Here is a 26,848-nt window from a genome sequence, read left to right on the forward strand (position 1 = left end):
CTTCAGTATATATTTTTATAGGTTATTTTACGGACTCTATGCAGATCATTTCACGCTATATGCTTGTGCAGCTGGTTTTATTTGCTGTTTCAGTCGCAGTATCTCTTGCTATTGCTGTATGGCTAGCTCAATCACTGCGATTCGTTGACATGATTGTTAACGACGGTCTTCCTGCGTCTACGTTCTTTTACTTTGTTATTTTGTTGATGCCCTATTTTCTCGTGATCGTCATACCGGTCGCAACATTCTGCTCTGTCCTCTTTATATATAACAAACTGAACACAGATAGTGAACTTGTCGTCTTAAAGGCAGCAGGATTCTCTCAGTTACAGCTTGCCCGCCCAGGAATTATGCTGGGTGCTGTATCCATGATATCAGTGGTCGCAATTAATCTTTATTTCTTACCAGTCTCCTACCGCGAATTCAGAGAACTACAGCACTATTTCAGAGACAATTTATCGCCAGTACTTCTAAAAGCAGGTAAATTCAATACGATCAACACTGAGTACACAATTTACTTTAAAGAAAAAACTCCTGCAGGTGAACTCAAAGGGCTCATTGTGCACGATAGCAGTCTTCCAGGACAACAAATAACATATCTGGCTGATACTGGCGCCCTTTTAAAAGAAGAAAATGATTTCAGAGCAGTTCTATGGAATGCAAGTAGGCAAGAGGTAGACCCTGTAACAGGCCAACTGTCCATTGCCTATTCAGACAAGTATGTTCTCAAGTTTGGGGATCTAGAACAAGAAGAAAGAGAACGTTGGCTTAAACCGAGAGAACGCTTTCTCCATCAATTAATCTTTCCCGATTTAACCAATCCAAGAGATGTTGACAACTACGACAAACTCGTCGCAGCCGGTCATTACAGAATTGCAAGTCCGCTTTTCACGCTTGCCATGGCATTCATAGCCCTCGCCTGTTTATTGTCAGGTGAGTTCAGTCGTAGAGGCTATTTAGGACGCATCATGTTTGCTATTAGTCTTATGGGTATCATGATGCTTACCATGTTCCTTTTTAAAGACGTTGCAGAAAAGAATAAAAATTTGATCCCTCTATTGTATGCGTGGCCAATTTTAGTTGTTATGGTGTCTCTGTATTTTATAAATAGAAAGCCCAAAAAACTACCTCCGAAAACATCCGATCATCCTGACGGTTCTCCCAAGGAAGAGGCTGCAGCTTAAAAATGACAACGATTGTTAATAAAAAAGCTGTCAAATCAGCAAATATTTCTTGGACGTTATTCACTTACGCATCCAAGAACTACTTGTTAAGTTTTTTTAGCTTCTTTTTTGTTTTAATGGGCGTCGTTTTCCTCATATCACTTATTGAGGTTTCAGATGATTTAGAAGGAAGCGCAGTTCCTTTTATACAGATAGTAAAAATCGTTCTGTACAAAATGCCTCAACTGAGTGAAGAAATCATGCCCTTCATGATTTTATTCGCAGCAATGGCAACTTTCTGGAAACTGACCCGGGCAAACGAACTTGTCATTATTCGTTCTGCCGGCGTCTCCATCTGGGGCATAATTTTTCCTTTTGCCTTTTGCTCTTTAATGATTGGTGTTTTAGCTTTTTCAGTAATTAATCCAATTTCCTCAGCTTTATTTGCAAAAAACAAAGAACTTTCAAGGCTTTACAAGAAAAAAGATCAAGCCATTTTTAAAGTTTCAGAAACTGGATTATGGCTACGCCAGCCAGATAATAATGGACTATCTGTTATTCATGCCGGGTCTGTTAACAAAGACCTATCGTTAAATCAGGTCATTATTTTCAATCTAACAGAAGGTGGTGAATTTATTTCGCGGTATGATGCAACCAAAGCACGTTTGGAAAATGGCAATTGGGCTTTGCTGCAAACATGGCATTCATTTCCAGGCAAAAAACCTGATTATTTTGAAGAGGTGTTAATTCCCACAGAATTAACCATGGAAAAAGTCCAGGACAGTTTTGCCAGCGCAAAATCTATTTCTTTTTGGGAATTACCTTATTTCATTAATCTCCTTGAAAAAGCTGGTTTCTCAGCAGTTAAGCTTAAGCTCCAGTTTCATCGTTTACTTTCCAAACCTTTTCTCTTTTTGGCTATGGTGCTTCTTGCAGCAACATTTTCTATGCAACAGCATCGACGAGGTAAAGTTGGCCTGATGATACTTTCTGGTGTTCTTACCGGATTTCTGCTTTATTTCTTATCAAATTTTGTTTTTGCTTTGGGACAGTCAACCAAAGTGCCTGTTGCTTTAGCAGCTTGGTCACCAGCGGGGGTATCACTATTGTTAGGTGTCACTATGCTTTTACATCTGGAAGACGGGTAAGCCATGTCTTTTAGGGGGGTAAAAACACTACTGAAAAATTCTGTATCTATAGCAGCAATAACATTCGCTATAGGTATATCCATCTCTAGTGAAATTAATGCGCAGTCGGTAGATGGGATTAACGAAGAAATTCCAGCACTCATCAGTGCAGATGAGGTAACTTATGATGAGAACCTTGGGATTGTCACGGCATCAGGTAATGTAGAGATATCTCAGGGAGATCGCACAGTTCTCGCCAATAGTGTCTCTTACAACATGAATACAAATGTTGTAAGCGCCACAGGTAATATCAGTTTGCTGGAACCGAGTGGCGATATTGTTTTTGCAGAGCATGTTGAATTAACCGACAACCTTAAAGAAGGTTTTATACGTGATATTCGTATACTTCTGTCAGATCGCAGCCGATTAGCCGCTTCAACAGGTCAATTAACAAGTGGAAATATCACGGTTTTTTCCAATGGTGTTTTCAGTCCTTGTGAACTTTGTAAAGATGATCCAAGCAGAGCGCCAATCTGGCAGTTAAAAGCCAAGAAAATTGTCCATAACAAAACATCACAAACCATCAAGTATGACCACGCCTGGATGGAAATATTTGGTGTTCCAGTTATTTACACACCCTATCTTGCTCATCCAGACCCTACCGTAAAAAGGCGCAGCGGCTTCTTATTACCGAGTTATGGAACATCAACTCAGCTGGGAATAACCCTTCAAATACCTTATTACTGGGCAATTGATGATTCATCCGAACTTTTATTCGCGCCTATTGCGACAACAAAACAAGGTGTTGTTCTAGCCGGTGAATATGAGAAAAAATTCAATAAAGGTGATCTGTCAATTGAAGCAAGCGCGACCATCGCAGACAGAGACGATGAAGACGATAAATTCAGAGGACAGATAATAAGCGAGGGCCGTTTTGATCTCGACAAAACGTGGCGATGGGGTTTTAACGCTGAACATGCATCAGACGACACCTATGGTCGGGTATATGGCTTCAACAACGATTCAGAACTAGAGACAAGCGCCTTTATCGAAGGTTTTAGAGGTCGTAACTTTGCAAGACTAGACAGTTACAAATTTCAGAGTACCCGTAATGGTGTTGACGACTCAGAAAACCCTTTTGTTTTCCCCCGAGGGCAATATAATTTTCAAAGTCAGCCGGGCGTAACGGGAGCAACTTATCGTCTGGATGCCAATGCCCAAGCCCTTGGTCGTAGCGAAGGTCGAGACAGCAGACGCGTGTCTCTTATCGGTGGCTGGGACCTTCCCTATACAGGATCCTGGGGAGACCAGTATAAATTAACAACCCAACTTCAAACTGATGGATATTGGGTTAATGGTGTTAACAAAAATAACGATGACATCAGAAAAAGTGGGGATACTTTTACTGGTTTCACTGGCCGTGTTTTCCCCCAAATGGCCTTAGAATGGCGCTTCCCCTTCGCCAGTCATAGAGGCGATTTCAGCCAAACTATTGAACCTATTGTTCAGGGAATACTGGCACCGAATGGCTCTAACCCAAATGAAATTCCGAACGATGATAGCCGCGATTTTGAATTTGACGATACTTCACTGTTTTCCTTGAATCGCTTTGCCGGCACAGACCGCGTAGATTCAGGAAGCAGAGTTAGTTACGGCCTTAAGTGGACCGCCTCTACTGTTTCAGGAAACCAAGCAGATTTCCTAATCGGTCAAAGCTATCGCTTTACCGGAAACAGTAACCTACACGAAGAAAATTCTGGTTTAAAAGATGCTGCGTCTGATATTGTTGGGCATATCGGTATATACACAATTGATCACTTTGATGCTCTTTATCGGTTCAGGTTTGATCCTGATGATCTCGGCTCAAATCGAAATGAAGTGGAACTTAACATTGGCCCTGCTGCGTTTAACTTAGATTTGGACTACGTTTTTCTTAAAGATGATAATATCGATGGAATATCTTCTGATAGAGAAGAAGTTGCAATTGGTATCAATAGCGAATTGACAGAATACTGGAGCCTGAATTCCAGCTATACACGTGATATTGATGCAGGTGAATCACGAGAAGCAGGCCTTGGTCTCATTTACCAGGACGAATGTATTATCATTGATAGCCAATATACACGCACATGGTTCCAAGACAGAGAGCTAGAGCCAGATAACAGGTTCACACTAGAGCTAACGTTTAAACACTTGGGTACAATTCAACCGCTATAAGTGAATAGCGAACTAAGTCAAAAGGTATAGAAATCAAATGAAACGTTTTATTGTTGCTAATTTATTGAGCATCGCACTCATTATTACAACAGCAACGACGTCCTTTGCCCAAGATGTTTTACGTCCAGCAGCCGTTGTTAATGATGACATTATTTCATTGTTGGATGTCGCTCAACGGACTCAACTTGTCATCGTATCTTCACAGCGTAAAAACACCCCACAAATACGCCAACGTATGTTACGTCAAGTTATTGGTATTTTAGTCGATGAGAGATTAAAGCTGCAAGAAGCAGAGAGACTGAATATCACGATTTCAGATGCTCAAATTCAAAACGCACTTTCCAGCGTCGCCAAGCAAAACAATATGACCCCTCAACAATTGACAACTGGCTTACGGAAACAAGGTGTCTTACCTATTACGTTATTTGATCAGTTCAGAGCAGATCTAGCTTGGAGGGCCGTTGTAAGTACACGTCTTCGTTCTTCGGTTAATATTTCAGATGCTGAAGTTGAGGAAGTCGTTGCAAAGCTCCAATCAAAAGGCTCGACAACAGAGAAAAGAATTTTTGAAATTTTCCTTGGCGTCGATACTGTTTCGGATGAAGCTAATATAAAAAAACAAGCTGATGAAATTATAAACACAATCAAAAATGGCGGTCGTTTTTCTGCCTTGGCGAGACAAGTATCTCAATCTAACAGCGCGGGGCTTGGCGGAGATCTAGGTTGGCTTCAAACCGCTCAGCTATCCCCAGAGCTTCAGCCCGCAGTTGATTCAGCATCAATAGGCTCATTAGTCGGACCAATAAGAACCAAAAGAGGTTACTACGTTATTTTGGTTCAAGATCAACGGTCAGCCAGAAGTGAGCAAAAAGTTCACTTGAAACAATTTTTCTTTGCACTTCCAGCCAATCCAAGTTTTGAACAATCTCAACTAGTTCAATCTAAAGCAGCCGACGCAAAACGTAAATTTGAAGGCTGTCGGGGAATGGATCTACTCGCCGAAGAACTTGGTGACGAAGGGTCTGGTGATATGGGAACATTGAACACAAAAGACCTCCCAGCCACAACGAAAGAGGCTGTCAGCAATACCGCTACAGGAGAAACAACATCAATAATACAAGTTTCTGGCGGTATAGCTGTTATAGCCGTATGTGACCGCCAGGAAAGTGGTGGTGTTGATCGATTAGCGATCCAAGAGAAATTACGAAACGACAGACTGGATACTTTAGCCAGAAGATATCTTCTTGATCTTCGTAGAAGTTCAAACGTGGATATCCGTCTGTGAGCCAATCAGTAACTTTACCATTAGCGATAACAATGGGAGATCCCGCTGGTATTGGTGGCGAGTTAACACTTAAAGCGTGGCAGAAATTACATACAAAAAGAGCTCCCTTCTTTGTAATAGACTGCCCGAACCGCTTAAAAAAACTAGCAACAGACCTATCACTTAAGATCCCAATTAAAGAGATCTTATCACCCGCCGATGCACTTGATTGCTTTGGTCAGGCATTACCTGTCATTCCTGAAGAATTACCAGAACCAGTTATTGCTGGCATTGGTGATCCAGGCAATGGCGCTGCGGTTATCAATTCAATTAAAAGATCGGTACATTTTGTACTGAACAACGAAGCCTCTGCTGTAGTAACCAACCCCATTAACAAAGCCGTTCTTTATCAATCTGGTTTCGATCACCCCGGACACACGGAATATTTGGCAGACGTAGCGAATAGTAAAACAACATCTATCATGATGCTCGCTTCAAAACAGCTACGTGTTATTCCCGTTACGATCCATCTCTCGTTAGAACAGGCAATTAAAAAGCTGGATAGCAGCCTAATAGCCCATACCATCAGAACGGCGCATGAGGCACTAATACAAGATTTTGGTATTGGTGCGCCACGTGTTGCTGTCTCTGGGTTAAACCCGCATGCCGGAGAGAACGGATCGATGGGGACTGAAGAAATTGATTTAATCATCCCAACCCTTGAATCACTTCGTAATGAAGGTATCAACATCAAAGGCCCCTTACCCGCCGACACAATGTTTCATGCCAACGCTCGTGAAGAATATGATGTCGCCGTTTGCATGTATCATGACCAGGCTCTAATTCCCATTAAAACTCTGGACTTTGACAACGGTGTCAATATTACACTTGGCCTTCCTTTTATTCGCACCTCGCCGGATCATGGAACAGCCTATAATATCGCAGGCAAAGGAATAGCAAACCCCAGTAGCTTTATTGCGGCTATTGAAATGGCCGTGACAATGGCAAAAGCAAAAAACGAAACTCATTAGAAATGAATAAATCACCAGACAACCTCCCTCCCTTGAGAGACGTCATTGCGCGCTTTGATCTCGCAGCAAAAAAATCGCTCGGGCAAAATTTCTTACTGGATTTGAATCTTACCTCCAGAATAGCAAGAGGTGGCGGACCACTTGATCAGGGAACAGTATTTGAAATTGGCCCCGGGCCAGGTGGTTTAACCCGTGGGTTACTTATGGAAGGTGCCCAGCAGGTTATTGCAATAGAAAAAGATCAGCGTTGTCTAGAAGCTTTGAAGGAAGTATCGGCAGTGTATGATAACAAGCTAAAGGTCATTGAAAGTGACGCGCTAAAAGTCGATTTAACAGAGCTTGGAACTTCTCCACGTCGTATTGTCGCCAATCTTCCTTATAATATTTCAACCGTCCTTCTCCTTCGATGGTTAAAACAAATTGCTCAAGATCCAACAATCTTTGCAAGTCTTACTCTCATGTTCCAAAAAGAAGTCGTAGATCGCTTGATTGCCGAACCAAGAACCAAAAGTTACGGACGATTAACTGTTATGACACAGTGGCTCTGCGAAACATCCGCACTTTTTGATATTCCACCCAGAGCCTTTATCCCACCACCAAAGATAACATCCACGGTGGCAAGGCTAGAACCTCGGCAAAAGCCATTGGCAGAAGCTAATGTCTTTACGATGGAAAAAATTACAGAAGCAGCCTTTGGACAAAGACGAAAAATGTTGCGGCAAAGCTTAAAAAGCTTGGGAACAAATACACCCGAACTTATATCCATCGCCGGTATTAAAGAGACCGCACGGGCAGAAGAGCTTTCAATTGAAGAGTTCTGCTCAATTGCCCGAGCTTACGACGAGCTAGCAAGCTAGAGAAGGCAACTTACTCTCTCAATTAGGCTTGGCGTAGTCCACGTACGAACGCATCAAGGTCAGGCCTACGGTCTCTCTTTAGTCGCTCTGATCTCAATATAGCTTGAACATCAGCAACAGATTTTTCGATATCTGTGTTAACAATAATATAGTCGTACTCCGCCCAATGGCTCATTTCATCAGCTGCTTTGGCCATCCGCCCTTTGACAACCTCTTCACTATCCTGTGCCCGGGCATAGAGACGTCTTTCCAACTCTTGTAACGAAGGTGGAAGAATAAAAACCCGAACAATATCATTAGGTGCTTTTGCTGCAACCTGCTGTGTTCCCTGCCAATCAATATCAAACAGAACATCTTTTCCTGATGATAATCCCTGCTCTACGGGTTCGCTGGGGGTACCATATTTATTATCAAATACGGTCGCGTGTTCCAGCATCTCATTATTCTCGACCATAGCGTCAAACTCTTCCGCACTCACAAAGAAATAATCTTTGCCGTGAATTTCGCCCGGACGCATTTGACGGGTGGTCGCTGATATCGACAGTGTGAGTTCTTCTTCTCTTTCCAGTAGAATTCTGGAAATTGTTGTTTTGCCGGCTCCAGAAGGCGAAGAAAGGACCAGCATAAGTCCACGACGTTTAAGTGTGGGGGCAACAACAGCATTCATTATATCTAAGACCTTAACTTTATTCGACGTTTTGAATTTGTTCGCGAAGCTGTTCGATTGTTGCCTTCAGCTCAATACCTATCTTCGTTAAAGCAACATCTGACGATTTAGAGCAAAGCGTGTTGGCTTCGCGATTAAACTCCTGACAAAGGAAATCCAATCGACGCCCACAAGGCCCACCACTTTCCAAGAGCTCGCGCGCAGCAGCAACATGTGCCGCCAAACGATCAAGTTCTTCACGAATATCAGCTTTGGTTACCAGAACAGCAATTTCCTGTGCCAAGCGCTCTTCAGATACAGTATTCGTATCCGATAATAATTCCGCTAGCTGTTTATGAAACCGTTCTTTTATTGCAGCAGGCTGTGTCGCGGCTATTTTTGCAGCTTCTTTTTGAAGGTTATCAATATCATCCAGCTGATCTTTTGCAATTGCAGCAAGTCTTGTTCCCTCGTCACGACGCATGCTTTGCATTGCTTCGATCGCGCCTTTCAAACTTGCTTCAATCAATCCCAACCGCGTATCAGCCTCGTCTTGGGATTCTTCTACCTCAACCAGTTCCAGCACCCCACGTAAATTCAAAATGCCATCAATGGACGGCGCAACAGCATCCAGATCATTACCAATCCTCGTGGCCAGTGGAATAACCTGTTGCAAAATATCTTCGTTTACTTGCAACTGCACTGACTTATGTTTGTTATCAATCACAAGATTGATATGAAAATTGCCGCGCTTAAAGTTTTTTGCCAACGCTGACCTGACTTTTGCATCTAAAGCTTCGAATCCGTTTGGAAACCGGCATCTGGCGTCGAGATTCTTACCATTGACGCTTTTAAGTTCCCAAGACCAGGTTGTCCCTGCGTACTCACCTTCAGCACGGGCAAATCCTGTCATGCTGGCAATTGCTTTTCCCATAATGGTTCCTCGGGGTTATTGAAGCATCATACTAAACCACATGATCGATTGTTTTACATTCATCACAAGCAGCTTTATTTTCATAAGCCTTATACCCAAAGCATATGAGTTACCGCAAGAATGACAATTCCAAAGACGATATTTATTACCGGTGCTTCCAGTGGCATTGGTGCCGCCCTTGCAAAATACTATGCAAATCCTGGAAATGTCCTATTCCTCGCAGGTAGAAATAGCGCGCGATTACAGACCATATCAGATCAATGCATACAACGTGGCGCGGATGTTCATCAATTACAGCTGGACGTAACTGATCAAACCGCCTGTAATCAGGAAATAGTCAAAGCAAACCAGTTGTCAAAACTTGATCTTGTGATTGCCAATGCCGGTATATCCGGTGGCACAGGTGAACAGGATGAATCCGATAACCAAACGCGAGAAATAATTGATATAAACCTGAACGGTGTCCTGAACACGGTCCTTCCGTCAATTGAGATCATGAAATCAAATGGACAGGGACAAATAGCAATTATGTCCTCTCTTGCTTCATTTAAAGGCCTTCCCAGTGCTCCGGCTTACTGTGCCAGTAAAGCTGCTGTTCGCACCTGGGGGGAAAGCCTGCGAGGGACGTTAAAGAAAAGCAACATCAAGGTCTCGGTAATAACGCCCGGCTTTGTAAAAAGCGGTATTACCGCGGTTAACAAGTTTCCGATGCCATTTATAATGGAAAGCACCAAGGCAGCAGCTATTATCGGCAAAGGTCTAGAAAGAAACAAAGCCCGAATTTCGTTTCCAAAACCCATGTATTTGACAGTTTTGTTTTTTGCAGCACTTCCTTTGTACTTGTCTGAATTCATATCAGACAGATTGCCAAACAAAAATACATGACATCAGCACAAGAAGCGCGTTAAACCCGAAAGCCGAACGCGCAACTTTATCTGTCAGCTACAAAGAGTAGAGAGTTCTTATTTGTGACGGAAAGTGATCCGGCCCTTAGTCAAATCATAAGGGGTCATTTCAACGTCAACTTTATCACCAACCATGGTACGAATGCGGAACTTACGCATTTTACCACCAGTGTGGGCAATAATTTCGTGTCCATTTTCAAGCTCAACCCGGAACATTGCATTCGGGAGCTTTTCTACAACAGTACCACTAAACTCAAGGAGTTCTTCTTTAGCCATTCAACCTTTGCCTTTTTTATACCGCATTTGTGCGTGTCGCAAAACTACTCAACATTTACAAAAGGTCAAGTAATCATCGTGTTTTTGCATAACTATCGTTAAAAATTAATGATATCACATTTTAACGTAAATTTAGATAACCAACATGATTCACTCAAAATCATAGGTTTTCACTTGGAATAGCCCCCCACATAACTCTATGCAAAGAAAGAATGACCTATGTCTATTTCTTTTTCACAGAACGCCAATGGCGAACATTTTTGTTATGCTCTTTGAGGTTACGCGCAAATGCATGTCCCCCTGTACCGTCGGCAACAAAATACAAATATTTTGTTTTTGCGGGCTGTGTAACAGCTTCTAGCGCAGATAATCCGACGTTTGCAATTGGCTTAGGCGGAAGACGGTCAATCGTATAGGTATTGTACTCGGTTGGTGTCTTCAGATCTTTACGGGTAAGACCACGCCCTAAGGGTTTCGTGCCAAGGGTGATACCATAGGTTACTGTCGGATCAGACTGTAATCGCATTTTAAAATTCAAGCGATTGATAAAAACTCCCGCAACAAGCGGTCTTTCCGACGCAATTCCTGTTTCCTTCTCGACAATGGATGCCAAAACCAAAGCCTCTTCCTTGGTCTTGAGCGGTAAACCTTCCTGCCTGTTGTCCCACAACTTATCAAGATTACGCTCCAGCGCCCGTTTCATTCGATCCAGAATCGATTGACGGCTATCCCCACGAACAAAAAGATATGTTTCAGGTAAAAGGCTACCTTCTTCTGGAACATCAGTAATTTCGCCAACTAAATCAGGATTACTTCGTAGTATTTCGACAATCTCAAAGGATGTCTTTCCCTCTGGGATCGTAACCGAATAACTAACAGCTTTCCCATTTTCCAGTATTTCTATTATATCCAGCATTGAGGCAGCAGCCGGCACCAAAAATTCACCGGCTTTTAAGTTCCTTGCTTTTTTCGTATAGCGTGCACCCAATTGAAAGATAAGTGGCTCGCGAATAACGCCTTCATCTTTCAGTATATTAGAGATTCTCTCTAGCCCAGATCCTTTTGGGATCACAATCGTCAGATCTTTTTTGAGAGGCCCTGGCGCCAGAAACTCCTGTTGCCCCATATATAATACAATGGACAGCCCCATAATTCCCAGGGCCAAAACAAGCGAGGCCCACTTCAAGAAAGAGGGCCTCGTAGATACTTTTCGTTCTTCACTCACAGCTTAGGTGAATTTATCTGAATGCTTTAAGCACTAGGCTTGCATTGGTTCCGCCAAATCCAAAAGAATTGGATAGCGCAACATCAATTTTTCGTTCCTGCGCCTCGAGAGGTACCAAGTCAATTCCCTGACACTCGTCAGATGGGTCTTCCAAGTTAAGTGTTGGAGGGACCACACCTTCTTTGATTGCCTTCACAGAGAAAATCGCCTCAACAGCACCAGCAGCACCCAGCAGGTGGCCAATCGCTGATTTGGTTGATGACATGCAAACGTCTTCGTTATTACCGAACAGGCGTTTAACTGCCCCAAATTCGATCTCATCCCCCAAAGGCGTAGAAGTACCATGAGCGTTGATGTAATTCACATCGCCAGCGTTAATACCCGCACGCTTTAATGCTGCGGACATTGCACGGAACCCACCATTCCCATCGGGTGGTGGTGCTGTAATGTGATGTGCATCACCGGACAAACCATAACCAACGACTTCACCGTAGATTGTTGCTCCACGTGCTTTTGCATGCTCAAGCTCTTCAAGCACAACCACACCAGCACCCTCGCCCATAACAAAACCATCACGTCCTTTATCCCAAGGGCGTGATCCTTTTTCAGGTGTTTCATTGTAGCCAGTAGACAATGCACGGGATGCACAGAAACCAGCAATTCCAAGTCTGCACACAGCAGCTTCAGCACCACCAGCAACCATCACATCAGCATCATCCATCTGGATCAAACGTGCAGCATCACCAATAGCGTGTGCACCTGTTGAACAGGCCGTCACAACGGAATGGTTCGGTCCTTTGTATCCGTAACGGATAGAAACATGACCGGAAATCAAATTAATCAAGGAGGAAGGAATGAAGAAAGGTGAAAGCTTGCGCGGTCCCTTTTCTTCAATCATTACCGCGCCATTTGCAATGGTTTGAAGGCCACCGATACCAGAGCCAATCATCACACCTGTGCGAAACAAGCTCTCTTCATCTTCAGGCTTCCAGCTTGCATCTTCAATAGCTTGTTGAGCAGCGGTAATACCGTACACAATGAAAGGATCAAGCTTACGGCGATCCTTTGCTGCGACATGATCATCCGCATTAAAGTAACCGTCAGCAGTTTCGCCAACAGGAATTTCTCCTGCAATCTGACACGCCAAATCAGACGCCTCAAATTGAGTAATTTTACCTAGGCCTGATTCACCGTTGATGATGCGTGACCATATATGATCAACACCACATCCAAGCGGGGATACCATACCAAGACCGGTTATAACGACACGACGCATGATTCTAAAAAGTCTCTACGCTATTAAAGACGAAAACGCCGGGGGAGTTCCCCGGCGTTATATACTTCTAAAAACGATTAAACGTTTTCTGAAATAAAATCGACAGCGTTCTGAACTGTTACGATTTTCTCAGCAGCATCGTCTGGAATTTCACAACCGAACTCTTCTTCGAATGCCATAACGAGCTCGACAGTATCCAGGCTGTCAGCACCAAGATCGTCGATGAAGCTTGCACTTTCCACAACTTTGGCTTCTTCAACACCGAGGTGTTCAACTACAATTTTCTTTACGCGATCAGCGACATCGTTGCTCATAAACTTTAGCCCTTAACTATTTATCGCCTTTCGGCGGTTTTACTAACGACCCTAAGGCCTGAATTTCTATTAATACCCTGCTAAATACAGAGAAGCGCCGCCTCTTAACATACTTTAAGGCGGCTTGCCAACGCTCTTAATCGTTTATCTTTCATAAAGATTCAACGCCAGAGGGTCAAATGCTGATTATATCATGGCCATTCCGCCATTAACATGCAAGGTCTGGCCTGTCACATAAGCAGCTTCATTACTTGATAGGTAGGCAACCGAAGCCGCAATATCTTCGGGAGAGCCTAACTTTGCGCAAGGAATACTACTCAGAAGGTTTTCTTTGATGTCATCACTCAGAACATCCGTCATTGCCGTTGCAATGAACCCTGGCGCTACACAATTAACCGTAATTCCACGTGAGGCAACTTCCTGAGCAAGAGATTTGCTCATCCCGATCAAGCCTGCTTTCGACGCCGCGTAATTAGTTTGCCCCGCATTACCCGTTGTTCCAACCACAGAGGTAATCCCGATAATACGGCCCCAACGGCGCTTCATCATTCCGCGAAGGCAGGCTTTGGATAAACGGAAGCTAGCTGTAAGGTTAACAGCAAGAACAGTATCCCAGTCTTCGTCTTTCAGTCGCATCGCAAGATTATCACGGGTCAACCCTGCATTGTTTACCAGGATATCAAGTTGCCCCATCGCTTCATCAGCGCGTTTCACCAAATCAGCTGGCGCATCAGCATCAGAAAGATTCGCGGGTAAAACGTGAACCCGATCACCGCCAAGTTCAGCAGCTACCTTTTCCAGCGCTTCTACTCTGGTACCAGAAAGGCCAACAACAGCCCCCTGATCATGCAACGCCTTGGCAATTGCACTACCAATACCGCCAGAAGCACCTGTAACAAGTGCTGTCTTACCGGAAAGATCAAACATCCTATACTCCTAAGATCAATATTTGTGCGCAGAAGGGTACTCAATTTCAGGCATGAGACCAAGTACCAGATCTTCGACTTTTTATATTTTTAAAGGCTCTTTAACAGATTTTCTATTTCTTCAGGGGTTCCCGCGTTTGCAGAAGTTAGATCCCTGTCAATACGACGATTGAGACCACTCAATACTTTCCCAGCACCAAGTTCGATCAATTGCTCGACTTCATTTGCGCGCATATAAAGCACGGACTCACGCCAGCGAACAACACCCGTTACCTGTTGAACCAAGTATTCACGAATCGCTTCAGGACCCGTAACCATATCGGCAGAAACATTACAAACAACCGGCACAGATGGAGATTTAAATGTGACAGCGGCCAAAGCTTCGGCCATAGCATCCGCAGCGGGCGCCATTAGCGAGCAATGGAAAGGCGCAGATACAGGAAGGAGTACAGCACGTTTCGCGCCTTTGGCTTTCGCAATATCCAAAGAACGTTCAACCGCAGCTTTGTGACCACTAACAACAACCTGTCCCGGGGCATTATCATTCGCAGCAGAGCAAATTTCACCCTGTGCAGCTTCTTCTGCAACAGCTTGCGCGTCTTCAAAATCAAGTCCGAGAAGTGCTGCCATTGCACCTTCCCCTACAGGAACGGCTTGCTGCATAGACTGGCCGCGTAGTTTCAGCAAGCGCGCTGCATCAGCCAGTTCCACAGTGCCAACCGCTGTTAAAGCTGAATACTCACCTAGAGAATGTCCCGCGACAAAAGAGGCGTGATCACTCAGGGATAAATTGCCTTCGTTCTGCAATACGCGAGTAACAGCAGTACTTACAGCCATCAAAGCAGGCTGGGCATTTTCAGTAAGCGTGAGTTCGTCAATCGGCCCTTCAAACATCAGCATTGATAACTTTTGCCCAAGAGCCTCATCAACTTCTTCAAAAACTTCGCGAGCTACTGAAAAAGCTTCTGCGAGTTCTTTCCCCATACCAACGGCCTGCGATCCCTGACCGGGAAAAACAAATGCACGCTTCATTATAAACTCCTTATTAAACGCGCTGATGTTGTGGCGTAACGCGTAGTATTACAATTTTCGTTACACACTTTTTTGCTCTACCAAGTGACTTAGGTTTTAGTCCATTAATGAGCAAACAACATTCAGAGTATTGTGTTGCCCCAGAAATAGCCTTCCAGAGATGATTATGCAACGCTCGGCATATCTAATTATTCACCGAGTTAAAAACACAGCACTACACCACAGGCACAACCTTTTAATTTCAACAGGTTATGCATACCGCGCACTATAGAGCTTGACCCCCGCAACAAGATCGCTATATTCCGCACGTTAATCCGCACTAAATCAACTCCTTGCTGGTGACCTCTAGCGGAAACAAGGACACCAGCTCCGGGTAAAGGTTTTCCTCTACCCACAAAGCCGTGAGGAGTAACTATGGCTTTTTATGAATGTGTATATATCGCTCGTCAGGACATCTCGTCCTCTCAGGTCGATACACTCACTGAGCAGTTTACTGCTATTATCACCGAAAATGGTGGTTCTGTTGCTAAGACCGAATACTGGGGTCTCCGTAACATGGCCTATCGCGTTAAGAAAAATCGCAAAGGTCATTACGTTCTTCTTAACATCGATGCTCCTTCTGCAGCGGTCCAGGAAATGGAACGCGTTATGCGCTTGAACGACGATGTTCTTCGTACACTGACTATCAAAGTTGACGTACTTGAAGAAGAACCTTCTGTAGTCATGCAAAACCGTGGCAGCCGTGATGAGCGCGGTGGTCGTGGTGGTCGTGGTGGTCGTGATGACCGCGGCGGTGATCGTGGTGGCCGCGGTGGTGATCGTGGTGGTCGTCCTCCTCGTGAGGGTGGCGATCGTGCCCCTCGTGAAGCAACAGCTAGCTAAGGAAGAGAAACCATGGCCGTTCAAATCGTTAGCCAGGGCGTTGGTTCACGTCGCCCGTTTAACCGTCGCCGTAAAAGCTGCCCGTTCGTTGGTGCAAATGCTCCAAAGATCGATTACAAAGACACACGTCTTCTGCAGCGTTTCATCTCAGAGCGCGGTAAAATTGTACCAAGTCGTATAACTGCAGTATCTGCAAAGAAACAGCGCGAGCTTGCAAAAGCTATCAAACGTGCTCGCTTCCTTGCTCTATTGCCATACTTGATCGGGTAAGAAGGAGATTTTATCATGCAAGTCGTCCTTCTAGAACGCATCGAAAAACTTGGTCAAATGGGTGATGTTGTCACCGTGAAACCTGGTTATGCTCGTAACTTCCTGCTTCCAAAGCAGAAAGCTATGCGCGCAACAAAATCAAATCTTGAACACTTCGAAAACCAGCGTGCTCAGTTGGAAGCAGATAACCTCAAGCGTCGCGATGAAGCCCAACAGGTTTCTGGCAAGCTTGAAGGTCTTACTGTTTCCCTGATTCGTCAGGCTGGTGATTCCGGGCAGCTTTACGGTTCTGTAAACACTCGTGATATCGCTGAAGCAGTTACTGAAGCTGGCATTACTATTGCCCGCTCCCAGGTTGTTCTCGACAAAGTTATCAAAACTCTTGGCCTGCACGACGTTAAAGTTGTTCTGCACCCAGAAGTTTCCGTTAACATTGTTGTTAACACTGCACGTTCTGCTGAAGAAGCTGAGCTACAGCTTAGCTCTGGCGGCGCTGTTTCTAACGAGGAAGCTGCTGAAGAACGTGAAGCTGTTGCAGAAGCAGTTGAAGAAGAAAGCACAGAAGAAGAAACAGAAGCGTAAGTCTTCTTTTCTCACTTTTGAGTTTCATGAGACGGCACCTTTCGAGGTGCCGTTTTCATTTCCAACCTGTACTTCTCTCCCCTAAAGAGCTACATTCCTCTGCGCTCTTTCTTTGCCCCAGACCGGGAAAAAGAAACCGATGTAATCAGACGTTTGTTGGTAATAATTTTCTAGATTCGAGGCCATGGAAGATCACGCGATTCCACCCTTTGATGTTTCAGACATCCCCTTTGATGACGGACCAGAACTCCGCTCCCCTCCTCATAATTACGAGGTAGAGCAAGCTCTGTTAGGCGCTGTTCTGTCAAACAACAAAGCCTTTGAAAGAATCTCGGACTTTCTTCTTCCCATCCATTTTGCAGACCCTGCTCATGCTGAGATTTATCACGCCTGTAAAACACTGATTGAACGGGGACAGTTGGCAAACGCCACGACACTCAAGAACTTTTTTGCCAGTAACGGCAATCTCGAAGAGCTTGGGGGTACCAGCTATTTGGCTGAACTTCAGAGCAATGTTGTTACAATCATCAATGCCTCTGAATACGGCAAGATCATACATGATCTCTACATCCGTAGAGAGCTAATTGACCTCGGCGAAGAGGTCGTTAATCACGCCCACACGCACGAGCTAGAACTTTCTGCGACCCAGCAAATCGAAGGGGCAGAGCAAAAGCTCTATCGTTTGGCAGAAGAAGGCCAAACCGAGGGTGGTTTCACATCGTTTGCCGATGCTCTTGCCGTCTCGATGAACTACATTGATGTCGCGATGAAACAGGGCGATGGTATTTCAGGCGTTTCAAGTGGCCTTCGTGATGTTGATAAGCTTCTTGGTGGCTTCCATCATTCTGATTTGATTATTCTTGCCGCTCGTCCATCCATGGGTAAAACAGCCTTTGTGACAAACATCGCTTTTAATATCGCACAAGCGACAAAACCTGGTCACAATGCCGAAGGTGATGAAGTTGACATTCCGATGTCTGTTGCTTTCTTTTCTCTCGAGATGTCAGCTGATCAGTTGGCCAGCAGGATCTTGTCCTCTGCGGCGGAAACGCCATCACATCTGATGCGTAAAGGAGAGCTAACCGAAGATCAGTTCGAGCACGTATTTCAAGTCAGTCGAGCCCTTTCGAACTACAAACTCTTTATTGATGACACTCCGAACCTAACGATTCCAGGCCTTCGCAACAGGGTAAGACGTCTTAAAAGACAACATGGACTGGATATTATTATCGTCGATTACCTTCAGTTGATGTCCGGCGCCCCCGGCGGAAAAAGCGACAGTCGTGTTCAAGAGGTTTCAGAAATTTCCCGTGGACTAAAAGGGATTGCAAAAGAGATGAACGTACCTGTCATCGCTCTTTCCCAGCTATCCCGTCAAACAGAACAACGTGAAGACAAACGCCCGCAATTATCAGATCTACGCGAATCCGGTTCAATTGAGCAGGATGCAGATGTCGTGGTTTTCCTTTATCGCGACGAATATTACATTGCCCGTGAAAAGCCAGGACAAGGTGCGGATGATTCAACCGATAAGTTCCACGAAAAACTCGCCAATCATGAAGCTCGCCTAGATGCGGCTCGCAACAAGGCAGAGATGATTGTCGGGAAACAACGGCACGGTCCAATCGGCTCTGTCGAGCTCCACTTTAACGGTGAGTTTACAAAATTCTCTGACTTGGCAGAGGAAGATCAGTTACCGGAAAGTTACTAACCACACAAATTAAAGTAAATAACCCAAGGCTTTGCCGCGACCTTGATTGACGCAAAAGATCGCCTTGGGTATTGTGCCTACCCAATGGTGATGCGTGTTCTATACTTTTCAATCATAAAGCATCGGAGTAACGCTATCTCACCAACATAAATGGACAGATCCTTAAGGGGGAAGGAAAATTCGTACTGGGCATCAATGCCCAAATGCACTGTTTTTCATTACATCTCAATCGATCACTCTCTAAAACAACACCTACAAACGGTAAACTGCATGCCTATTTTACAACCTCTTGGTAATCTTACTCTACGTTTTTTTGAGATTGTTGGGCGCCTTTCCATTTTTGCCGGGACAGCGATATCACATTGTTTTCGCCCTCCCTTTTATCCCAAACTCATTCTCAAACAGATGATTGAGGTTGGATATTACTCTTTGCCTGTTGTAGGCTTGACCGCAATTTTTACTGGCATGGTGCTCGCATTACAAAGCTATACGGGCTTCGCGCGTTTCTCGGCTGAAAGCGCCATTCCTAACGTTGTTATTGTCTCGATCACCCGTGAGCTTGGCCCCGTATTGGCTGGCTTAATGGTTGCGGGTCGTGTTGGCGCCGCCATGGCTGCCGAAATCGGTACAATGCGGGTTACAGAACAAATTGACGCCCTCTACACCTTGGCAACAAACCCCTTTAAATACCTTATCGTTCCTCGTGTGATTGCAGGGGTTTTAACACTCCCTCTCCTCGTGCTTGTAGCTGATACAATCGGTGTTTTCGGGGGATATCTGGTTTCCGTCCATAAACTTGGATTTAACCCTGCTACCTATATCAAGAACACCATCGATTTCATGGAAAACCTTGATGTGATTTCTGGGTTGGTCAAGGCTGCTGTTTTTGGATTTCTGATTACCTTGATGGGTTGTTACCACGGCTTTCATTCAAGAGGAGGCGCACAAGGAGTCGGGGCTGCGACAACAAATGCCGTTGTATCCGCCTCAATTCTGATTCTTGTCTTCAATTACATCATCACTGAGTTGTTTTTCTCAATATGAACAACAAAACAGATACAATCGACCCAAATACAACTGGCAAAGACATCAGAATAAAAATTAGAGGTTTGACCAAAGCCTTTGGTCCCAAGGTCATTCTGAACAATTTGGACCTGGATGTTTATGCCGGCGAATCCCTTGTTGTTATCGGCGGTTCAGGAACAGGAAAATCTGTTTTATTGAAATGCATGCTCGGTCTCTTACGGCCTGACGCTGGCAGTATCGAAATTAACGAGCAAGAGATTGTTGGCCTTGGTAGTGATGACATGGAACAGGTACGCCGCAAATTTGGTATGCTATTCCAATACGCAGCGCTGTTTGATTCTCTTTCCATTTTGGACAACGTTGCTTTTGGCTTAACACAAGCTCATGGCGTTCCCAAAAAGGAAGCGCACCAGATCGCACTTGAAAAACTTTCCGCTGTCGGACTGGGTGAACGCTTTGCCGCAAAATTTCCAGCCGAGCTATCAAGTGGCATGAAAAAGAGAGTCGGCTTGGCCCGCGCGATTGCCACAACACCCGAAACTCTTTTCTTTGATGAGCCCACAACAGGCCTTGATCCCGTTATGGGGGATGTAATTGACCAACTGATCGTCAAATCAGTAAAAGAGCTTGGCGCAACAGGCTTAACAATTACCCACGACATGGACTCAGCCAAGCGGATTTCAGACCGGATTGCCATGCTTTATGACGGCAAAATCACCTGGGTCGGCCCCACGGATGAGCTGGAAAAAACAGATAACCCTTACGTTCATCAATTTATTAACGGACTATTGGATGGTCCGATAAAAATCAGTTTTACTAATAGTGATCGTGCTGCAGGTTGATATTGTTTCAGGTCTATCTGGACTGAATAAGACTATTTAGGCGACACTCTAAATTCAGGAGATTATTTTGGCCCGCCCTGTAATTCGCTATGTCTGTCAATCCTGCGGCGCTGACTACGCCAAGTGGTCAGGGAAATGTGATTCGTGCGGCGAATGGAACTCCATCACAGAAGAAGCCGGATCCTCTTCCCCAGTTCCTGGTGGACTTGGTAAAAAAAACGTTCGTAAAGGCAAACAGATTGAATTTGTGAGCCTTGAAGGAACAAGTAAACCTGTCCCCAGAATGGTGAGCAAAAATCAGGAATTTGATCGAGTTTGCGGCGGGGGATTAGTCCCCGGTTCTGCTGTTTTAATTGGCGGAGATCCGGGAATCGGTAAATCCACGCTCCTGACCCAGATATTGGCGGCACTGACAACGAATGCCGGTGTTAAATGTGTCTATATTTCTGGCGAGGAGGCCATCGATCAAGTTCGGTTGCGCGCCCGACGTCTCGGCTTAAAGGGCGATGATTTCTTACTTGCCTCGGCTACTTCTGTCCGCGATATCGCGACCACACTTGATGAACACGATGCCCCGCAAGTCGTTGTCATCGATTCCATCCAAACGATGTTTGTCGACAGTCTGGATTCTGCCCCCGGTACAGTGTCACAAGTTCGCGCTTCAGCTCAGGAGTTGATCCAACTTGCCAAAGCCAGAGGCTTCAGTGTTTTACTGGTTGGGCATGTTACAAAAGAAGGCGTGATTGCCGGACCGAAAGTTCTGGAGCACATGGTTGATACCGTTCTGACCTTCGAAGGAGAACGCGGACATCATTTCAGGATCTTACGTGCTGTAAAAAACCGCTTCGGTCCAACCGATGAAATCGGCGTCTTTGAAATGTCAGAACAGGGATTGGAACAAGTTTCCAACCCCTCGGCCCTTTTTCTTGCAGAACGGCGCGGGAATGTTACCGGTGCAGCGGTCTTTGCTGGGCTAGAGGGCACACGCCCTGTTCTTGTGGAAATACAGGCCCTCGTCTCGCCATCGCAACAAGCGAACCCAAGACGCGCAGTCGTAGGCTGGGACTCTGGTCGTCTGGCAATGATTTTGGCCGTCCTTGAAGCGAGATGTGGTCTCGTCTTGGCAGGAAATGAAGTTTACCTGAATGTTGCAGGTGGATTACGTATCGGTGAACCAGCCGCAGATATGGCTGTAGCTGCAGCATTAATATCGGCGGCAATGGACATTCCAGTTCCGGAAGATACTGTAGTATTTGGGGAAATTGGACTGTCGGGTGAAATCAGAGCCGTCAATCAATCTGAAGGCAGATTGAAAGAAGCGACAAAGCTTGGTTTTAAAAATGCAATAATTCCGCCAATCCGTGCAAAGAAGAATTGTAATAAAGCTGCTTCGGGGTTAGATACAAGGCAGATTGAACATCTGCAGGATCTGGTTGCGCTGTTTGCAGCTAAATCAGTTAAGAAGGCTGCAGGTGGCTAACCGGCAAAATTGTTAGGTATTGATGGAAAACTTACCCATCTCGCTCTTCGATGTCGCTGTTATAGGCATCATTGTCGTCTCAGGTCTTTTTGCTCTGTTTCGAGGATTCGTGCACGAAGTCCTATCGGTCGCATCATGGATTGGGGCAGGCTTTGTCACACTGTGGACTTTCCATCCTCTGCTCCCCTATGTGCAACAATTTATAAACATCCCTTTTGTTGCTGAAATCGTTACCGGCTTTGCTCTTTTCGTGATTACACTTGGACTTTTCATGGTGATGATCAGGGCTATTTGCCGCCATGTAAGGGAAAGCACTTTTGGTCCTTTGGACAGATCTCTCGGATTTTTATTCGGCCTAGTACGTGGCGGTATTATAGTCAGCATCACCTGGATTGCGCTTTTTGTATTCCTCATGCCTGAAAAAGAAGGTTGGCCCGAAGACGTTGAACGTGCGAAAACCCGCGCCTCAATTCAACAGGCTTCAGCTATATTAGTAAAAGCTTTACCTGAAAAATTTCATAATGAGACGATCAAACAGGTATTAAAACAAGCTGAAGCGGCACGACAGACTTATAACGCGACACAGACTTATCAGCGTTTAATTAGCCCGGAATCACAATCTTCGTCAGATAGCGAAGATTCATCAGGCTATAACGACGAGATGCGCTCTCAAATGCAAAAAACCATCGATGCCGTAAGTGGCAGCGAATAACGGATTTATTACTGAGTTCAGGAAAGCGAAAGCCATGACACTCGAAGATTTTCATGATGATGATAAACTCCACGAAGAATGCGGCGTTTATGCTGTTCACGGGCATGAAGGAGCTGCTGCTCTGGTTACCCTTGGTTTGCACGCCTTGCAACATCGTGGGCAGGAAGCTGCTGGTATCATCAGCTACGACGGTAATGAATTTTATAATCACCGTGCCCTGGGCTTGGTTGGGGATAACTTTTCATCACAGGAAGTTATCGAGCGCCTGAAAGGGCACGTATCCATCGGTCACACGCGCTATTCCACCACAGGCGAAACAGCCCTGAGAAATGTACAGCCTCTTTTCGCTGAACTACACGATGGTGGCTTTGCACTTTGTCATAATGGCAATCTGACCAATTCACAAAAAATTCGTGATCAACTGGTCATGCGCGGATCAATCTTCCAATCAACAATGGATACCGAGGTTATTTTGCACCTCGTCGCGACCTCTATTCAGGACACCATTGTTGGTAAAGTCACAGATGCCATACAGCGTATTGAAGGTGCATACGCGCTTCTTTGTATGACAAAGGAAGGTGTTATCGCCGTGCGAGATCCCCACGGGATCAGACCACTGGTTCTTGGTGAACTCGACGGCGGTTATGTCGTCGCATCCGAGACCTGCGCCTTGGACATTATCGGTGCCGACTTTATCAGGGACGTTGATCCCGGAGAGATGATTGTCATTACTGATGACGGCATTCAATCCTTACGCCCCTTTCCGCCAACCCGTCAGCAGACCTGTATTTTTGAATATATATATTTTGCGCGTCCAGACTCATTCATTGATGGTGTCAGTGTTTATGAAGCTCGTAAAAACATCGGCAAAGAACTGGCACTGGAAAGTCATGTCGAATCAGATGTCGTAGTTCCAGTACCTGATTCAGGTGTTCCAGCCGCAATAGGTTACTCGCAAGAATCCGGCGTTCCCTTTGAGCTGGGCATCATTCGCAATCACTATGTCGGGCGTACCTTTATTGAGCCAGGACAACAAATCCGAAATCTTGGGGTAAAGCTTAAGCACAATGCCAACAAAGCGGTTCTTGAAGGTAAACGGGTTATTCTGGTCGATGATTCATTGGTTCGCGGCACAACCTCTATCAAGATTGTCGAGATGGTCAAAGCTGCAGGCGCAAAAGAAGTACATATGCGTATAGCCTCACCCCCAATCGGCTATCCTTACTTCTACGGCATTGATATTTCTCAGTCCAAAGAGCTGCTGGCAGCCCAGATGGATCTGGATGAAATGGCTGCTCACATCGGTGTTGATAGCCTTGCCTTCCTGTCAATTGACGGTATGTACAAGGCAATGGGGCAAGAAGGCCGTAATCCGGATGCTCCTCAATACTGCGATGCTCCCTTTACCGGACACTACCCAACACAAATTGATGACTACGAAGATCATGTTGTCGATGTACCGCGTTTTATGAAACCAAAGAAAGCCGGGTAGGACCTTTTTATGAGTGAAGTAACTAATGGACGGCTTGAGGGCCGCCTTGCGCTTATTACTGGCGCTTCCCGCGGTATTGGGCGTGCAGTCGCCAAACGCTATGCAAAGGAAGGGGCTCAGCTCCTCCTTATGGCAAGAACGGTTGGTGCTCTTGAAGAAGTAGATGACGAAATTCGCTCGGAAGGTGGTAAAAATCCCGTTCTTATTCCTCATGACCTGAAAAACATGGATGGTCTCGATCAACTTGGAGCATCTCTCTATGATCGCTATGGCAAGCTTGATATTCTTGTTGGAAATGCAGGATCGCTTGGCCCTTTGTCCCCGGTCGGGCATATTAAACCAAAGATTTGGCAGGAAACATTCGATATCAATGTGACCGCAAATTACCGCCTGATCAGAAGCCTTGATCCCTTGTTGAAAAAGTCAGAGGCTGGCCGTGCGATTTTTGTCACCACAGGATCAACAGCGAAAGCATATTGGGGCCTTTATAAAGCCTCTAAGGCTGCACTGAATACATTAGTGCAATCTTATGCCTGTGAGATTGAGAAAACCAACGTCAAAGCCAACCTGATTTCACCTGGGCCGATCAGAACAACAATGCGGGAAAAAGCTTTTCCTGGCGAAGATCCAATGACGCTAAGAACACCAGAAGAAATCACCGACACTTTTGTCGATTTGGCCTCAGTCGATTGTACTGTGAACGGCCAATTTATAGATCTTAGAGAAGAATAGTTTTAATTCTCTGTCCTGAGTAAAACAACATACTTAGGACAGAGAACATTATTGTTTCCTGATCTGCATAACCAGTACATCACCCTGCTCTTGAAAAGAAATCAGTTCGTACCCGGTTGTCTCACAAAAACTCTTGAAATCAAGTTCGGCACTGGGATCCGTTGCATGAATTTCCAGCACATCGTTGATAGCCAACGGTTTCATTGCCTTGCGCGCACGTAACACCGGGATAGGGCATTTTAATCCTGTTGCATCAAGAAAGTGATCAGACATTTTCTCTTCCCACAAATTTCACGCCATAAAGCGCAGTTATAAGCCATCCCAAAATATATAAACTGCCGCCGACAGGAATAAAGGGGCCACCAAGAGAAATATCAGCAAGAGCCTTAATATAAAGCCCCCCCGTAAAAAACAGAAGTCCAAGAGAGAAACAAGAACAAGCGATCACAGGAAGCTTTGAATGATTTTGCTGTAATAGGCTAAATCCAACAAGAACAAGAACTCCAATAGTATGAACCAAACCATAGAAGCTGCCAGTCTCTGCCCACAACATACGCGTTTCATCTCCATCGAAACCATGAGCGCTATAAGCACTTACAGCCACACAAATCGCGCCCCATAGAGCAGCATAGGCAATAAAAAATCTTACCGAATTAGGCCCCATATTCATCAACCTCACCTATTATCTCCTTATCTTCTTTTTTCTGAATCAACGGGAGCATCGCAGCAAAGATAAAGAACATAACAAACCAGCGATTTTGCCAGATGCCATACCCCAGCAAGGCAACAATAAAGGTCGAAACAAGCATTGCCTGAATTTCTATTCTCTCAGCAAGCTGTCGTGATTTTAGGTATCCAAATACCATCCAGATGATTATAGAGACCAAAATTGCACCAATAAGCCCAAGCTCTAACCATACTTGCAGCGCGAAATTATGCGGATGAAGCGAGATAATTCGCCCTTCTAAAGCACGCTGATCCCCTTTTGCATTAACATGCACATAGTTCTCTACACCATTGTTTGGATAATCCCTGGCAGAATCAAACCCCCACCCTCTAATCGGATTTTCCAATATCTGACTGCTCACAAAATCCCAAATAAAAAACCGATGCTTCGCTGAAAAAGGAATAGATTGTGATGATTGAGCATCATAAAGCGGTTCCACATAACGTGTTACCAAGGGCATAGAAAGCACAGATATAATCAGAACTACCGGAAGCACTCTAAAGCCGACCTTGGGAAACGTACAGAAGGCTAAATACCATACCGCAGCTAGTACAACAGCCAGAAGCGAACTTTCGCTCGGCGCAAAATAAAGCAGGGCAAGCGGCAAAATAGGAAATAATAGCTTCCATATAAAAGAGAATTTCTTTGAATAAATTACAAAGACGAGCCATAAAGATATACCAAGGAATGATGCTCCCCTGTTAAATCGTGATAGGTTCATCGTCGCATCAAGCTCTTTTCCTTTTATCGTTTTGGTAATCGGCGCATTCAAAAGAGACTCAACAAGCAAGAATATGCACGCAAGAATGACGCCGACCAGGAGTGCTTTGGCAATGCGGCGTTTTGTTTCCTGACCCTGTGCCTCAACAGCGTTTAGTAACAACAGGCCTGCGATAGTCACTCCCACTAAGCGTAAATCAAGCTTTAATGCTTCAATCGGATTAATCGACCATAGAGATGCAATAGAAATCCAACCAAAAAACGCACTAAACAAACAAATTTGTTTTCCTGTAAATGAAGGAAATATATTGTTTTCTAAATAACTAAAAATTGCTGTTAAGACACCGACAAGAACAACCAACGGTACCAGAGCATTAGAACTAAAAACACTGACGATGGGGACAGCGAAAAAAAACAGTCGTAATAGGTGACTATTCATACATTTAACATTTCTTTTAACAGGCGGAAAAACGAGCACT

General features: G+C 44.9%; 28 protein-coding genes. 17 read left to right on the forward strand and 11 right to left on the reverse strand.

Annotated features, from left to right (window positions below):
* Positions 1–38 precede the first annotated feature (38 nt).
* The 6 genes from WH96_RS13560 to rsmA are packed head-to-tail and all read left to right on the forward strand — an operon-like array spanning position 39 to position 7,659.
* Positions 39–1,184, forward strand: coding sequence for an LptF/LptG family permease (locus tag WH96_RS13560; protein WP_053005912.1), 1,146 nt, complete (start codon positions 39–41; stop codon positions 1,182–1,184).
* A gap of 2 nt (positions 1,185–1,186) precedes the next feature.
* Positions 1,187–2,311 (forward strand): LPS export ABC transporter permease LptG, encoded by a 1,125-nt coding sequence (gene lptG / locus WH96_RS13565; protein WP_047764736.1) that lies wholly within the window; start codon positions 1,187–1,189, stop codon positions 2,309–2,311.
* A 3-nt stretch (positions 2,312–2,314) separates the two neighbouring features.
* Complete coding sequence (locus WH96_RS13570; RefSeq protein ID WP_047764737.1) at positions 2,315–4,507, forward strand: LPS-assembly protein LptD; 2,193 nt, start codon at positions 2,315–2,317, stop codon at positions 4,505–4,507.
* Between the two features lie 37 nt (positions 4,508–4,544).
* Positions 4,545–5,792 carry a peptidylprolyl isomerase gene (locus WH96_RS13575; RefSeq protein ID WP_047764738.1) on the forward strand — a complete coding sequence of 416 codons (1,248 nt, stop codon included), beginning with the start codon at positions 4,545–4,547 and terminating at the stop codon, positions 5,790–5,792.
* A complete protein-coding gene (gene pdxA, locus WH96_RS13580; protein ID WP_281175856.1) occupies positions 5,789–6,802 on the forward strand; it encodes a 4-hydroxythreonine-4-phosphate dehydrogenase PdxA in 1,014 nt (337 codons plus the stop codon). The genes WH96_RS13575 and pdxA overlap by 4 nt, the downstream gene beginning before the upstream one ends.
* 2 nt (positions 6,803–6,804) lie before the next feature.
* Positions 6,805–7,659, forward strand: coding sequence for a 16S rRNA (adenine(1518)-N(6)/adenine(1519)-N(6))-dimethyltransferase RsmA (rsmA, locus tag WH96_RS13585; RefSeq protein WP_047764740.1), 855 nt, complete (start codon positions 6,805–6,807; stop codon positions 7,657–7,659).
* 22 nt (positions 7,660–7,681) lie between these two features.
* Here rsmA and gmk read toward each other — a convergent pair whose 3' ends face one another.
* Together gmk and WH96_RS13595 are read right to left on the reverse strand one after the other, a co-directional pair.
* Positions 7,682–8,326 carry a guanylate kinase gene (gmk, locus tag WH96_RS13590; RefSeq protein WP_047764741.1) on the reverse strand — a complete coding sequence of 215 codons (645 nt, stop codon included), beginning with the start codon at positions 8,324–8,326 and terminating at the stop codon, positions 7,682–7,684.
* A 19-nt stretch (positions 8,327–8,345) separates the two neighbouring features.
* Complete coding sequence (locus tag WH96_RS13595) at positions 8,346–9,239, reverse strand: YicC/YloC family endoribonuclease (RefSeq protein WP_082130489.1); 894 nt, start codon at positions 9,237–9,239, stop codon at positions 8,346–8,348.
* 120 nt (positions 9,240–9,359) lie between these two features.
* Between WH96_RS13595 and WH96_RS13600 the strand changes: the two genes are divergently transcribed.
* Positions 9,360–10,124 carry an SDR family NAD(P)-dependent oxidoreductase gene (locus WH96_RS13600; RefSeq protein WP_047764742.1) on the forward strand — a complete coding sequence of 255 codons (765 nt, stop codon included), beginning with the start codon at positions 9,360–9,362 and terminating at the stop codon, positions 10,122–10,124.
* Positions 10,125–10,201: 77 nt separating this feature from the next.
* Here WH96_RS13600 and infA read toward each other — a convergent pair whose 3' ends face one another.
* The 6 genes from infA to fabD form a co-directional block, all read right to left on the reverse strand.
* Positions 10,202–10,420 carry a translation initiation factor IF-1 gene (infA, locus tag WH96_RS13605; RefSeq protein ID WP_047764743.1) on the reverse strand — a complete coding sequence of 73 codons (219 nt, stop codon included), beginning with the start codon at positions 10,418–10,420 and terminating at the stop codon, positions 10,202–10,204.
* A 223-nt stretch (positions 10,421–10,643) separates the two neighbouring features.
* A complete protein-coding gene (gene mltG, locus WH96_RS13610; protein ID WP_245629492.1) occupies positions 10,644–11,606 on the reverse strand; it encodes an endolytic transglycosylase MltG in 963 nt (320 codons plus the stop codon).
* 52 nt (positions 11,607–11,658) lie between these two features.
* Entirely contained in the window at positions 11,659–12,921 is a 1,263-nt protein-coding gene (fabF, locus tag WH96_RS13615) for a beta-ketoacyl-ACP synthase II (RefSeq protein WP_047764745.1), read from the reverse strand.
* A 77-nt stretch (positions 12,922–12,998) separates the two neighbouring features.
* The gene (locus tag WH96_RS13620; RefSeq protein WP_046507651.1) at positions 12,999–13,235 is read right to left on the reverse strand and encodes an acyl carrier protein; all 237 of its coding nucleotides are present in this window, start codon (positions 13,233–13,235) and stop codon (positions 12,999–13,001) included.
* 186 nt (positions 13,236–13,421) lie between these two features.
* Positions 13,422–14,162, reverse strand: a complete 741-nt coding sequence (gene fabG, locus WH96_RS13625) for a 3-oxoacyl-[acyl-carrier-protein] reductase (protein WP_047764746.1) — start codon at positions 14,160–14,162, stop codon at positions 13,422–13,424.
* An 89-nt stretch (positions 14,163–14,251) separates the two neighbouring features.
* Entirely contained in the window at positions 14,252–15,193 is a 942-nt protein-coding gene (gene fabD, locus WH96_RS13630; protein ID WP_047764747.1) for an ACP S-malonyltransferase, read from the reverse strand.
* Between the two features lie 414 nt (positions 15,194–15,607).
* On the opposite strand from fabD, the gene rpsF reads away from it, so the two are divergent.
* The 10 genes from rpsF to WH96_RS13680 all read left to right on the forward strand — a co-directional run bounded on the left by rpsF (position 15,608) and on the right by WH96_RS13680 (position 24,922).
* Complete coding sequence (rpsF, locus tag WH96_RS13635; RefSeq protein WP_047764748.1) at positions 15,608–16,075, forward strand: 30S ribosomal protein S6; 468 nt, start codon at positions 15,608–15,610, stop codon at positions 16,073–16,075.
* Between the two features lie 12 nt (positions 16,076–16,087).
* A complete protein-coding gene (gene rpsR / locus WH96_RS13640) occupies positions 16,088–16,345 on the forward strand; it encodes a 30S ribosomal protein S18 (RefSeq protein WP_047764749.1) in 258 nt (85 codons plus the stop codon).
* Positions 16,346–16,360: 15 nt separating this feature from the next.
* The gene (gene rplI, locus WH96_RS13645; protein WP_047764750.1) at positions 16,361–16,927 is read left to right on the forward strand and encodes a 50S ribosomal protein L9; all 567 of its coding nucleotides are present in this window, start codon (positions 16,361–16,363) and stop codon (positions 16,925–16,927) included.
* A 184-nt stretch (positions 16,928–17,111) separates the two neighbouring features.
* Positions 17,112–18,638: a replicative DNA helicase gene (locus WH96_RS13650; RefSeq protein ID WP_047764751.1), complete on the forward strand. Its 1,527-nt coding sequence runs from the start codon at positions 17,112–17,114 to the stop codon at positions 18,636–18,638.
* A 270-nt stretch (positions 18,639–18,908) separates the two neighbouring features.
* On the forward strand, positions 18,909–19,682 hold the full coding sequence (locus tag WH96_RS13655; protein WP_047764752.1) for an MlaE family ABC transporter permease: 774 nt from the start codon (positions 18,909–18,911) through the stop codon (positions 19,680–19,682).
* Positions 19,679–20,506 carry an ABC transporter ATP-binding protein gene (locus WH96_RS13660; protein WP_047764753.1) on the forward strand — a complete coding sequence of 276 codons (828 nt, stop codon included), beginning with the start codon at positions 19,679–19,681 and terminating at the stop codon, positions 20,504–20,506. The genes WH96_RS13655 and WH96_RS13660 overlap by 4 nt, the downstream gene beginning before the upstream one ends.
* Positions 20,507–20,573: 67 nt before the next feature.
* The gene (radA, locus tag WH96_RS13665; RefSeq protein WP_047764754.1) at positions 20,574–21,986 is read left to right on the forward strand and encodes a DNA repair protein RadA; all 1,413 of its coding nucleotides are present in this window, start codon (positions 20,574–20,576) and stop codon (positions 21,984–21,986) included.
* A 22-nt stretch (positions 21,987–22,008) separates the two neighbouring features.
* Entirely contained in the window at positions 22,009–22,698 is a 690-nt protein-coding gene (locus tag WH96_RS13670) for a CvpA family protein (protein ID WP_047764755.1), read from the forward strand.
* Positions 22,699–22,732: 34 nt separating this feature from the next.
* Positions 22,733–24,190 (forward strand): amidophosphoribosyltransferase, encoded by a 1,458-nt coding sequence (gene purF, locus WH96_RS13675; RefSeq protein ID WP_047764756.1) that lies wholly within the window; start codon positions 22,733–22,735, stop codon positions 24,188–24,190.
* A gap of 9 nt (positions 24,191–24,199) precedes the next feature.
* Positions 24,200–24,922, forward strand: a complete 723-nt coding sequence (locus tag WH96_RS13680; protein ID WP_047764757.1) for an SDR family NAD(P)-dependent oxidoreductase — start codon at positions 24,200–24,202, stop codon at positions 24,920–24,922.
* 48 nt (positions 24,923–24,970) lie between these two features.
* On the opposite strand, the gene WH96_RS13685 is transcribed toward WH96_RS13680, so the two are convergent.
* The 3 genes from WH96_RS13685 to WH96_RS13690 are packed head-to-tail and all read right to left on the reverse strand — an operon-like array spanning position 24,971 to position 26,730.
* Entirely contained in the window at positions 24,971–25,195 is a 225-nt protein-coding gene (locus WH96_RS13685) for a sulfurtransferase TusA family protein (protein WP_047764758.1), read from the reverse strand.
* Entirely contained in the window at positions 25,188–25,592 is a 405-nt protein-coding gene (locus WH96_RS21420; protein ID WP_053005913.1) for a DUF423 domain-containing protein, read from the reverse strand. The genes WH96_RS13685 and WH96_RS21420 overlap by 8 nt, the downstream gene beginning before the upstream one ends.
* Complete coding sequence (locus WH96_RS13690; protein ID WP_162200157.1) at positions 25,576–26,730, reverse strand: O-antigen ligase family protein; 1,155 nt, start codon at positions 26,728–26,730, stop codon at positions 25,576–25,578. Before WH96_RS13690 ends, WH96_RS21420 begins: the two co-directional genes overlap by 17 nt.
* Between the last annotated feature and the right edge of the window lie 118 nt (positions 26,731–26,848).

The organism is Kiloniella spongiae, assembly GCF_001026905.1.
Taxonomy (GTDB): domain Bacteria; phylum Pseudomonadota; class Alphaproteobacteria; order Kiloniellales; family Kiloniellaceae; genus Kiloniella; species Kiloniella spongiae.

Bases quoted from the DNA above. Each gene is read 5' to 3' on its own strand.
- WH96_RS13670 (WP_047764755.1), top strand. From the start codon at position 22,009: ATGGAAAACTTACCCATCTCGCTCTTCGATGTCGCTGTTATAGGCATC.
- lptG (WP_047764736.1), top strand. From the start codon at position 1,187: ATGACAACGATTGTTAATAAAAAAGCTGTCAAATCAGCAAATATTTCT.
- WH96_RS13650 (WP_047764751.1), top strand. From the start codon at position 17,112: ATGGAAGATCACGCGATTCCACCCTTTGATGTTTCAGACATCCCCTTT.
- WH96_RS13680 (WP_047764757.1), top strand. From the start codon at position 24,200: ATGAGTGAAGTAACTAATGGACGGCTTGAGGGCCGCCTTGCGCTTATT.
- rsmA (WP_047764740.1), top strand. From the start codon at position 6,805: ATGAATAAATCACCAGACAACCTCCCTCCCTTGAGAGACGTCATTGCG.
- rplI (WP_047764750.1), top strand. From the start codon at position 16,361: ATGCAAGTCGTCCTTCTAGAACGCATCGAAAAACTTGGTCAAATGGGT.
- fabD (WP_047764747.1), bottom strand. From the start codon at position 15,193: ATGAAGCGTGCATTTGTTTTTCCCGGTCAGGGATCGCAGGCCGTTGGT.
- fabF (WP_047764745.1), bottom strand. From the start codon at position 12,921: ATGCGTCGTGTCGTTATAACCGGTCTTGGTATGGTATCCCCGCTTGGA.
- WH96_RS13600 (WP_047764742.1), top strand. From the start codon at position 9,360: ATGACAATTCCAAAGACGATATTTATTACCGGTGCTTCCAGTGGCATT.
- WH96_RS21420 (WP_053005913.1), bottom strand. From the start codon at position 25,592: ATGAATATGGGGCCTAATTCGGTAAGATTTTTTATTGCCTATGCTGCT.
- rpsR (WP_047764749.1), top strand. From the start codon at position 16,088: ATGGCCGTTCAAATCGTTAGCCAGGGCGTTGGTTCACGTCGCCCGTTT.
- WH96_RS13660 (WP_047764753.1), top strand. From the start codon at position 19,679: ATGAACAACAAAACAGATACAATCGACCCAAATACAACTGGCAAAGAC.
- gmk (WP_047764741.1), bottom strand. From the start codon at position 8,326: ATGAATGCTGTTGTTGCCCCCACACTTAAACGTCGTGGACTTATGCTG.
- purF (WP_047764756.1), top strand. From the start codon at position 22,733: ATGACACTCGAAGATTTTCATGATGATGATAAACTCCACGAAGAATGC.
- WH96_RS13685 (WP_047764758.1), bottom strand. From the start codon at position 25,195: ATGTCTGATCACTTTCTTGATGCAACAGGATTAAAATGCCCTATCCCG.
- fabG (WP_047764746.1), bottom strand. From the start codon at position 14,162: ATGTTTGATCTTTCCGGTAAGACAGCACTTGTTACAGGTGCTTCTGGC.
- WH96_RS13570 (WP_047764737.1), top strand. From the start codon at position 2,315: ATGTCTTTTAGGGGGGTAAAAACACTACTGAAAAATTCTGTATCTATA.
- WH96_RS13595 (WP_082130489.1), bottom strand. From the start codon at position 9,239: ATGGGAAAAGCAATTGCCAGCATGACAGGATTTGCCCGTGCTGAAGGT.
- WH96_RS13560 (WP_053005912.1), top strand. From the start codon at position 39: ATGCAGATCATTTCACGCTATATGCTTGTGCAGCTGGTTTTATTTGCT.
- WH96_RS13575 (WP_047764738.1), top strand. From the start codon at position 4,545: ATGAAACGTTTTATTGTTGCTAATTTATTGAGCATCGCACTCATTATT.
- rpsF (WP_047764748.1), top strand. From the start codon at position 15,608: ATGGCTTTTTATGAATGTGTATATATCGCTCGTCAGGACATCTCGTCC.
- infA (WP_047764743.1), bottom strand. From the start codon at position 10,420: ATGGCTAAAGAAGAACTCCTTGAGTTTAGTGGTACTGTTGTAGAAAAG.
- WH96_RS13620 (WP_046507651.1), bottom strand. From the start codon at position 13,235: ATGAGCAACGATGTCGCTGATCGCGTAAAGAAAATTGTAGTTGAACAC.
- WH96_RS13655 (WP_047764752.1), top strand. From the start codon at position 18,909: ATGCCTATTTTACAACCTCTTGGTAATCTTACTCTACGTTTTTTTGAG.